10 protein-coding genes are annotated in these 9,490 nt (G+C 65.6%); 4 read left to right on the top strand and 6 right to left on the bottom strand.

Features of this window, described 5'->3' with window-relative positions:
* The 3 genes from VJR25_RS08915 to VJR25_RS08905 form a co-directional block, all read right to left on the bottom strand.
* The coding region (locus VJR25_RS08915) for a GNAT family N-acetyltransferase (protein ID WP_324114620.1) at positions 1-575 on the bottom strand (575 nt) is incomplete at its 3' end.
* 71 nt (positions 576-646) lie between these two features.
* The gene (hisD, locus tag VJR25_RS08910; RefSeq protein ID WP_324114619.1) at positions 647-2,002 is read right to left on the bottom strand and encodes a histidinol dehydrogenase; all 1,356 of its coding nucleotides are present in this window, start codon (positions 2,000-2,002) and stop codon (positions 647-649) included.
* Positions 2,003-2,032: 30 nt separating this feature from the next.
* Entirely contained in the window at positions 2,033-3,559 is a 1,527-nt protein-coding gene (locus VJR25_RS08905) for an APC family permease (RefSeq protein WP_324114618.1), read from the bottom strand.
* A 95-nt stretch (positions 3,560-3,654) separates the two neighbouring features.
* On the opposite strand from VJR25_RS08905, the gene VJR25_RS08900 reads away from it, so the two are divergent.
* Complete coding sequence (locus tag VJR25_RS08900; protein ID WP_324114617.1) at positions 3,655-4,275, top strand: TetR/AcrR family transcriptional regulator; 621 nt, start codon at positions 3,655-3,657, stop codon at positions 4,273-4,275.
* Positions 4,276-4,593: 318 nt separating this feature from the next.
* Here the strand turns inward: VJR25_RS08900 and VJR25_RS08895 are convergent, their stop codons facing one another.
* Together VJR25_RS08895 and VJR25_RS08890 are read right to left on the bottom strand one after the other, a co-directional pair.
* Positions 4,594-5,760: a site-specific integrase gene (locus VJR25_RS08895; RefSeq protein WP_324114616.1), complete on the bottom strand. Its 1,167-nt coding sequence runs from the start codon at positions 5,758-5,760 to the stop codon at positions 4,594-4,596.
* Entirely contained in the window at positions 5,753-6,415 is a 663-nt protein-coding gene (locus tag VJR25_RS08890; protein WP_324114615.1) for a hypothetical protein, read from the bottom strand. Before VJR25_RS08890 ends, VJR25_RS08895 begins: the two co-directional genes overlap by 8 nt.
* Positions 6,416-6,494: 79 nt before the next feature.
* Here VJR25_RS08890 and VJR25_RS08885 point away from each other — a divergent pair, with 79 nt between their 5' ends.
* Entirely contained in the window at positions 6,495-6,722 is a 228-nt protein-coding gene (locus VJR25_RS08885; RefSeq protein WP_324114614.1) for a hypothetical protein, read from the top strand.
* Positions 6,723-6,930: 208 nt separating this feature from the next.
* Here the strand turns inward: VJR25_RS08885 and VJR25_RS08880 are convergent, their stop codons facing one another.
* Entirely contained in the window at positions 6,931-7,503 is a 573-nt protein-coding gene (locus tag VJR25_RS08880) for a TetR/AcrR family transcriptional regulator (protein ID WP_324114613.1), read from the bottom strand.
* A 200-nt stretch (positions 7,504-7,703) separates the two neighbouring features.
* On the opposite strand from VJR25_RS08880, the gene VJR25_RS08875 reads away from it, so the two are divergent.
* The gene (locus tag VJR25_RS08875) at positions 7,704-9,149 is read left to right on the top strand and encodes an APC family permease (RefSeq protein WP_324114612.1); all 1,446 of its coding nucleotides are present in this window, start codon (positions 7,704-7,706) and stop codon (positions 9,147-9,149) included.
* A gap of 50 nt (positions 9,150-9,199) precedes the next feature.
* Positions 9,200-9,490 (top strand): MoaF N-terminal domain-containing protein (locus tag VJR25_RS08870; protein ID WP_324114611.1); only part of this gene is annotated, 291 nt, incomplete at its 3' end.

Genomic DNA, 9,490 nt, shown 5'->3' with positions numbered 1-9,490 from the left:
ACCCCGAACCGGTCGGCGAGGTCGGGCTCGGCCAGCGGCAGCACCAGGCGCTGCTCGAGGATCTCCTTCTCGCGGCGCATCCCCGCGACCTTCTCGCACAGGTCTCGCGGCATGAGGCGGGCGCCGAGCTCGGCGAACGAGGTGAGCTCGGTGCGCTGCACCGGGATGCGACGCTCGAAGTACCGCAGCTGCTGCTTGAGCTCGAACCCCTGATGCGCGAACGCCTGCACCCGGGTGTCGACATCGGGCATCAGCACCGACAGCTTCGCCAGGCCGATCGGCGCCATCCTCTTCTCGAGCGCTGCGAGCAGCGCTGTGCCGATCCCCTGCCGCCGCCACGGCTCCGCCGTTGCGAGGAACACGATCCAGCCCTGATCGTGCGCTGCGCGACCGACCACCGCCCCGATCACCTCGTCGCCGTGCACCGCCACGATCGCGTGGTCCTTCTGAGACGACGCGATCACCTCGCTGAGATCGTAAACGGGCTCGACCTCCGATCGACGAGGTTCTTCCCACAGGTGCAGGATGCCGTCGAGATCGTCGTCGTGGAGTTCACGTAAGCGCCAGTCGGCCATCGATCCTCTCCTCTGTTTCGGGGTGATGCCGTCGGTGATTCCTGCGCGCATCGACTGCGCGGGTCGAATCGTCAGGCGTTGCGCCGGATTCGGGCCGCGTAGCCGTGCGCTGGCAGATCCTCGGCGTTGGCCAGCGTTGAGACGACCGGTTCCACTTGGGCGAGGGCCTCCTTGTCGTACTCGATGAGGTGTACGCCGCGAAGGAATGTCTGCACGGAGAGTCCGCTCGTGTGTCTAGCCGAGCCACCGGTCGGCAGGACGTGATTGGACCCGGCACAGTAGTCGCCGAGTGAGACCGGCGCGTACGAACCGACGAAGATGGCCCCGGCGTTCTTTACCCGTCGCGCGACTGCGGCGGCATCGCGGGTGTGGATCTCCAGGTGCTCGGCGGCGTACGCGTCGACCACCTGGATTCCCGCATCGAGATCGTCGACGATCAGAATCCCCGACTGTGGCCCGCGCAGCGCTTGGCGGATGCGATCGCCGTGCTTGACGGCCAGGAGCTGGATTTCGAGCTCGTCGACGACGGCGTGAGCGAATGTCTCGCTCGTGGTGACCAGCACGGCGGCGGCGATCACGTCATGCTCGGCCTGGCTGATCAAGTCCGCGGCCACCCAACCAGGGTTGGCGGAGTCGTCGACGAGTATCGCCACCTCGGTCGGGCCGGCCCCGGAATCGATTCCCACCCGGCCGCGGAGGGCTCGTTTCGCGGCGGCGACATAGATGTTGCCGGGACCAGTGACCATGGCGACTGGTTCACATATCCAGCTGCCGTCTGTGTTGCGGATGCCGTGCGCGAACATCGCGATTGCCTGAGCGCCGCCCGCGGCGTAGACCTCCGGGACGCCGAGGAGGGCGGCCGCGGCCAGGATAGTCGGGTGCGGCCAGCCACCGTGATCACGCTGGGGAGGAGAGGCGATCGCAAGTGAGGGAACGCCGGCTTCCTGCGCCGCCACAGCGTTCATCACCACTGAGCTGGGATAGACCGCACGCCCGCCGGGCACGTAGAGCCCGACACGGTCGACCGGGATCCAGCGTTCCGTGACAGTCGCGCCTGGTGCCAGCGTCGTGGTGTGCTCGTTGCGCTTCTGATCATGATGAACGGCCCGGACCCGTCGAATGGTCTCCTCGAGGGCCGCCTTCACCTCTGGGTCCAGGTTGCTCAGTGCGTCGTCGAGTACCCGTTGGGGGACGCGAAGCGACGGGGGCCGGATGCCATCGAACCGCTCCGCGTAGTCCATCAGTGCTTCGACGCCTCGAGTGCGAACGTCTTGGATCACCGGGAGAGTGACGGCCAGGGCAGCATCGACATCGAGGTCGCCACGGGGCAGGTCGATGTCCGCCGGGTCGAGGCCGCGCACGTCGCGGATAGTGATCGAGGACTGGCTCACTGGGTAGTGCCTCTCGACGTTGGATTCAATGGTCATGACGTTTTCTCCTTCAGGTGATGGGAAGTCTCAGTCGCCGACCGATGCGGTGGCTTTGATGACGTCCAGGTTGGTCGGGCGCGCACCGCGGCGACGCTCGAAGAGGTATCCGACGATGGCGAGTGCGGCGATGACGAGCAGGGTGGCGATGGTGAACACTTCGAAGGTGGTGCGGCTCACGCCCCACGTGTCGTGGAAGTTGTAGTCCACCCCGAGGAGGCCTTCGAGGGTGCCGGGGAAGACCGCGACCCATGATCCGAGGAGCACCCAGGCGTAGATGACGACGGTGCAGATCCAGAGTCCCACGGTTCCGCCGGGTACCCGGAACGGCCGGTGCACCTCGGGGTGCTTGCGACGGAGGGCGATGACCGTCGGGAAGATGATGAGGTACGACAGCAGCCGGGTCGAGATCGCGATGATCAGCACCACCGTGAAGATGTCGGCGGTGCTGCCGTTGAGCAGCATGGTCGCGGCGACGCAGAACACCGTCGCGACGATTCCGGAGAGCAGGTTCATGCGCACCGGAGTGCCGAGGCGCGGCGAGAACTTGCCGAAGTAGCGGAAGAACGCGCCGTCGGCGCCGGCCGCGGCCTGCACCCGGTCGGAGGCGATCATCCACGCCGACGCCTGGGTCAGCACGACGAAGATGAACAGCACCGCGGCGATCCACATGAGCGAGCTCGCGGCCGGTCCGTAGACCTTGAACACCTCTTTGAAGGCGTCCAGCAGACCCGACGCGCCCTGCACCTTGCTGGCGGGCAGCACCGCGAGGATCGCGAAGATCGGCACCAGGTAGCAGAGGATCGAGATGAGACCCGAGGATGCCACGGCCTTCGGGACATCCTTCTGCGGGTCGCGCATCTCTTCCGCGGCACCGTTCGGCGCCTCGAAGCCGACGACCGCGAAGAGGATGACGGGGGTGACGGCGAGGAACCCGCCGAGAGTGGGCGAGAAGTCGCCGACCGCGTAGCCGTGCACGCCGTACTTGGCCGCGTAGATCGCGACGGTGACGACGAAGATCACCAGCAGCGCCACCTTCACGATGCCGCCCGCGGCGACGATGTACTTGCCGTACTGCAGGCCGATGATGGCGGTGGCGATCGCCACCCAGATGAAGACCAGCTTGAAGACGTAGTCGCCGGCACTGCCCGACGGCAGCGGCGAGATGTAGGTGTCCCAGGTGAGCGCGGCGATGAACACCAGCGACCCGCCCATCCACAGCGGGTTGGTGATCCAGTAGAACATCGTCGAGATCGCGGCGGCGAGCTTGCCGTAGGCGAGCCGCACCCACACGAATGGTCCGCCTTCGCCGTGGAACGTGCTGCCGAGCTCGGCGACGATGAGCGCGTACGGGAACAGGAACGTGATGCCGATCACCAGCGTCCAGGTGAATGCCTCCGCCCCGCCGCCGGCCGCGATCTGGGCGACGGTGTCGATCGCGATGATCGCGCTGATCGAGAGCAGGATGATGTCGATCCGCCCCAGCGTCTTGCGGAAGTGCTGGGTGCGGATGTCGGAGGTCTCGAGTTCGGGTGCGCTCATGCCGGATGCGCTCATGGGGGACTCCTCTGTCCGGATACCTGAACAAACGTGCAATATGAACATATGATCAAGTATGGGATGATGCTTGTCAAGGGGAAGGTGAGGATCGGATGAGTCGTGACGGAGGACCGAGCCGTCGAAGCATCATCGATGCGACCGCGCGGCTCGTTGTGGCCCAAGGGGTGGAGGGCATCCGCATCCGTCAGGTTGCGGCCGAAGCCGGCCTGTCGACCGGTGCCGTCCTGTACCACTTCCCTGATCAAGACGCGTTGCTGTTGGCGGTGCATGAGGACGCAGTCGGTCGCTACCTCGCAACCCGGCGATTGGCGTGCGAACAGGGCGCGACACCGTTCGACCGCATCACGTCCGTGGCGCGTGCGGGAGTTCCGCCGTGGGCCGACCGGGACACGATCCGGCTGTTCTACGAAATGCACGGACGCACCGCGCGCAATTCGGAGCACGCGGGACTGCTCGCCCGACTGTGGACTGCCGAGCACTCGCTGTACGTCGATCTCATTGAGGCGGGCATTGCGTCCGGTGACTTCGTCACCGAGGCTGCTGCCGACGTCGCCACCCAGTTGCTCGGCCTCGAGGACGGGCTTGTCCTTCAACAGGTGAGTGAGAACCCAGGGTTCGACGGCGAGGTTGTCGTCCGGATGTTCACTCAGGCTGCCCGGGTACTCCTCGGCATCGCCGGGCCTGCATCGGCCGTCGATGGACGGGTGCTGTGAAAGCAGCTTCGATGCTCGCTATGTCTCGGACGCGGATCGAACCGAGTGCAATTGACGGTCACAGTTCGGTGGTCCCGGCTGTCGTAGGGGTCGAGTGTGTCTCGTGCGGTAGCCGGGTAATCCGTGGGTAGGAACGAAGCGAAACCTGCGGGGCCGAACGGTCTCCAACTCCGTCGAAGCGGACTTGGCGGTCCCTCAAACTCGCGTGAAGTCAAGGAAACAGTCGTGATTGTTGGCCAACGTCACCGTTTGCAGAAGAGTTCAAATCCCACCGTCACCGCCACCGCCACCGTGCGAGGCCCCGACATCCCAGTGTTTTCAAGGGATGCCGGGGCCTCTGTCATGAGGCGAGAGGGCCTCGTGGGTAAGAATTGGGTAAAAAGTCCGCGTAGACGGTTTCGCGGCGGCGCTCTGCCGTGCCGCTTCCAGCCTCAGGGAGACCGCGTCGAGGTCGTCTTCGAAGAGGTCCGCGTAGGTGTCCAGGGTCATCGCGGCCGAGGCATGACCGAGCAGGCGTTGGACGGCCTTCACGTTCGCCCCCGAACTGATCGCCAGGCTCGCGGTGGTGTGCCGGAGATCGTGCGGCGTGATCCGCGGGAAGCGCGGGTCGGCACGCTGGCAGCGCTTCACCGCGGCCGCGAACCAGCCGTTCTTCGAGTTGGGTGGAAGGAGATGGTTGACCCCGTCGCCGAACACCAGGTTGTCGGGGCGGCGCACCGCGACCACCTGGTCGAAGTACGGCATCAGCATCGGCGGGATCGGCACACTGCGGGTCACGTGCGTCTTCGGGGTGCCGACCTCTACCCGACCGGCGACGCGGACCGCGTTATCCTCGATGAGGACGCGACGGCGGTTCAGGTCGATGGTGCGCACGCGGAGCCCCATCGCCTCGCCCCAACGGGCGCCGGTGTAGGTGAGGAAGTAGATCATCTCGGGGAATCGGGACTGCTGGGCGAGCGCGGCGACCTGCGCATGGGACAGATACACGCGCGGCTTCCGGGTGCGGCGCGGCATCGGGACGCCGAGCGCCGGGTTGGTGCCGATTCGCCGGTCACGAGCGGCGACGTCGAGGACTCCGGACAGGACGCCGTGAGCGCGGAGCACGGTGGTCGCGCTGCGATCGGTGGCGAGCTGCGCGACCCAGGCGCGGATGTCGCTGTGCCGCACGTCGGCGACCTTGATCGCGCCCCAGCGCGGCTCGACGTGCACTCGCCAGGACGAGTCGATCGAGTGGAGGGTGGACGGCTTCAGGATCGTCTGCTGATCGAGGAGCCAGGCTTCACCGAGTGTGCGGACGAGGATGTCGCCGCTGCGCGGATCGATGAACGTGCGCTCGGAGATCGACGCCATCGTGCTGGCGAGGAACTCCTTCGCATCCGCTTTGCGGGTGAAGCCGCGCTTGTTGCCGTGCGAACCGTCGGGCTTCTTGTACCGAACGAGGTACCGCTTGCCTTCTTTGGTCTCGTAAGACTGGATGCTACCCACGGGGAGGGCGACCGGCGGAGTACCCGAGCCCCTCGAGCCGGCCGGCCTGGCGGGCCAGGTGGATCCAGTGGGCGGCGGTGCGGGGTGCGACGCCGAGTTCGCGTTCGATGGCCTTCGCCGGAGGCTGCCCGGTGAGCGCGGCGACGCCGTAGACGAGCTGGACGGCATCGAGGCGGGCTTCGCGGGCTTCGGTGCGTGCCGGCTCCGGCAGGTTGCGTCCCTCCGGGAGTTCGGCGAGCGTCGCGGCGAGCCACTGGGGGAGGAGGCGCTGATCTTCGGCCGCGACATCCGCGGCGGTGACGGCCGTGTTGCTGTCGTCGTCGAGGGTGAACGCGACGCAGTGCGGGGATGCCTGTTGCAGGGCCTCGGCGAGACGGACCTGGCGGAGTTCGGTGCCGGTGATTTCCGTTCCGGTGAGGGACCGGACGGAGGCCTGCCGGATGACGAACCTTCCCTCGACCGGGTCGTATTCCACGTCGAGAGTGTTGCCGAGCCCGGTCTGGTCGTCTTCGGCGTCCACCGTGAATCGGGGGACGATGCGCAACGCGGGTCCGATGTGGTGGGTGGCGTCCTGCCAGCCCACCTTGTTGCCTTCTGGGGTACGCACGTCGATCTTCACCTCCTTAGTTTGCCTGACCGCGTCACGCTTACGCATTGCTTGTTCTTGACAAAGTTAAGCACTACGGGTAGACCGATGTCAAACATTGACGTGCTTGTGCATATGGAGGTGAATCATGGACATCGACATCGAGACGCAACTCGCGCATCGTTACCTGACGCCCGACGAGGTGGCAGAGGCGCTGCCGACACTGAACACGGCCAAGCTCGCGTACTGGCGTCACACCGGCACCGGCCCGCGCTATCGGAAGGCCGGGAAGTCGGTGCTGTACGTGCTCGACGAAGTCGTCGAGTGGCTGGAAAGCACCGTTCGCCACGGAACCGGTCCCGGGCAGGAGGGCTGACCAGTGCTCGCGGGTGTGGCGCTGGCGGGTAGGGAACCGATGCCGGCTTCCTCCGGTCTCAGCACGCTACCCGCCGGCACCGCAGCAGTCCCGCTTGGAGACTTTCCGCGCAGACCACACGATGTGCTGGAACTCCGATCCCGAGCGGTGGCGGCGTGTTCTGCGGGAATGGCTAACATCCCCCACGTGGTGAGTTGGGGGAGGAGGGTCACAGTCGAGAGGGGGTGCCGACTGCGATGCCGAGTGCTTGCACGGCCTCGCTGAGTTCCTCCACTGTGATCGCGCGCGCGAAGTATTGAAGGGTGAGGCCGTCGAGAGCCGCAAACATGGCACGGTTCAGTCCGGGGTTGTCGTCGGCGCCGAGGGAGGTTCGACCAGCTGCGAGAGCGGCGGTGTATCGGCGGTAAAGCTCGCGGACCGATGGCTGTAGCTCGGGGCGCCGCGTCGCTTCGAGGATCATCTCGAACTGGAACAGTTCGATGTCTGGGTCGCCCAAGACGTTACGGACGAGGTGCTCGCGGAACGAGTCCGCATCCGTGGCGTACTCGCTGAGGTCGGCCGCGCCGATGGACCGATCAGCGCTCCATTCGAGCGCCGCGGACAGGAGTCCGTCTCGATTCCGGAAGTAGTGCGCGATCAGGGTGTTGTTCACCCCGGCTTCATCGGCGACGGCACGGAAGGTCAGGCCGCGAAGACCCTTGCGGGCGGTTACACGCATCGTCGCGGCGAGGAGGGCTTCCCTGCCATCCCCGTAGGCGATTGGACGGCTCTCGTTGCTCACAGCCTCAATATAGGCGCTCCCTCTGCGCAGTCTCGAACTGCCTCTTGACATCGTTCGCGATGCGTGTCTACCATCTAACTAAGCAACTGCTTAGGGCTCCCTCGCGAGTAAGTCTTCGCACTCACCGGCCCGAACTACCCGAAATAAGCTTCCGCGCCCGCACTGTTGCGATCGGCCGGGACGGTCCAAAGGAGGACCCCGTGAGCAGGACACAACAAGGTGTCGAGACGCCGACGCCAGCGTCGGAGACACATCTGAAGCGCAACAGCCTGGGATTCATCGGTATCGCGTTCTTCGTCGTCTCGGCGGCGGCACCGATGGCCGCGTTCGTCGGAGCCAGCCCGGTGATCTTCTCGATCATGGGACCCGGTGTTCCCATCGTCTACGTCCTCGTCGCGCTCGTTATCGCGATCTTCGCGATCGGCTACCTGAAGATGAGTCGGCACGTCGTGAGCGCGGGCGGCTTCGTTGCGTACATCGCGCGCGGCCTCGGCAAACACGCCGCGACCGGCGCATCCGGGATCGTCCTCGTCACCTACATCTCTCTGCAGGTCGGCCTCTGGGCGCAGTTCGGGGTCTTCGCTCAGCAGCTCATGCACCGGATCTTCGGCCTCAACCTCCCCGTGTGGGTCTGGTGCCTTGGCTTCCTGATCATCTCGACCGCCCTGACGATGCGCGGCGTGAACTTGAACCTGCGGGTGCTCGGTGTGCTCCTCATCTTGGAGATCATCGCGATCACGGTCTTCATCGGCGGGGTCGTCGCCGGATCCGGCGGCAAGGACCTCTCTGTCGTCAGCTTCTCGCCCACGCAGCTGGTGAATCCGGGGCTCGGGGTCGCTGTGCTCTTCGTCTTCGCGTGCTTCACGACGTTCGAGGCGACCACCGTCTTCAGCGAGGAAGCTCGTCAGCCCCGTAAGACGATCCCGCGCGCACTGTTCGCGGTCATCATCTTCGTTGGCGTCTTCTACACCCTCGCGACCTGGGCGGTGAGCGTCGCTGTCGGCCCGGACAAGGTCCAGGCGGCAGCAGCCAACAACCTCTCCGGCATCATCTTCGACGTCGCTGCGAAGTACGTTGGCCCGTGGCTCGACCTCACCATGCAGGTGCTCGTCGTCTCGAGCTTCATCGCAATGCTCATCGGCGTGCAGAACATGTTCGCCCGCTACGTCTACGCACTGGGCCGGGCCCGCGCCCTGCCCAAGCAGCTCGACCACGTGTCCAAGCGATCGCAGGTTCCCGCCCGCGCGGCCCTCGTCAACAGCATCATCATCGGTGTCATCCTGATGGCGTTCCTGTGGGCAGGAGCCGACCCGATCGTGGTCGTCTTCTCGTGGTTCGTCGCCCTGGGAACCGTCGGCTTCATCGTGATGATGGGTTTCGCCTCGGTCTCCATCCTGGTCTTCTTCCTCCGCGAGAAGCTCGAACGAGGCTTCTGGACCACCCGAGTGGCGCCGGCCGTGTCCATTGTGCTGATGGTCACCATCCTGGTCATCTCGATCGTGAACTACGACGCGATGCTCTCCGGCGACGGCACCATCGCCCGCGAACTCCTTTGGTTCATCCCCGTGTTCTTCGCCATCGGAGCGGTTCTCCCGCTGCTGAAGAAGAACGTCGACTTCGACAAGATCGTCGCCGCCGCGAGCTGACGAAGCTGCTACCGACAACCATCTACCTGACTCCATTGAAGGGAACACCAATGTCCACGACCACCCCGCAGCAGCTCGATCCGACCAAGCAGGGCTACGTCCCTACCGAGGAATGGCCGGATGTGACCGCAATGCTGGCCGGCTTCGGTGAGCCGAGCCTCCCTGCCAGTGCAAAACTCGAGGCCGCCCCCCTCGAGGTGCTCTTCGAGAACGGCTGGACCGTCGTGCACACCTTCTCAGACGGGCTCGTCACGTGGACGATCACCGAAGGAGACGGCGCTGGCGCAACCGGCACCCACCCGTACCGCGCCGTCGAGGTGCGCCCGGAGATCTTCCTCGTC

Origin of the sequence: Microbacterium sp. (assembly GCF_035277845.1) — a bacterium.
In the GTDB taxonomy this organism is placed as follows: Bacteria; Actinomycetota; Actinomycetes; order Actinomycetales; family Microbacteriaceae; genus Microbacterium.
This window is presented reverse-complemented; position numbering and strand designations above follow the sequence as displayed.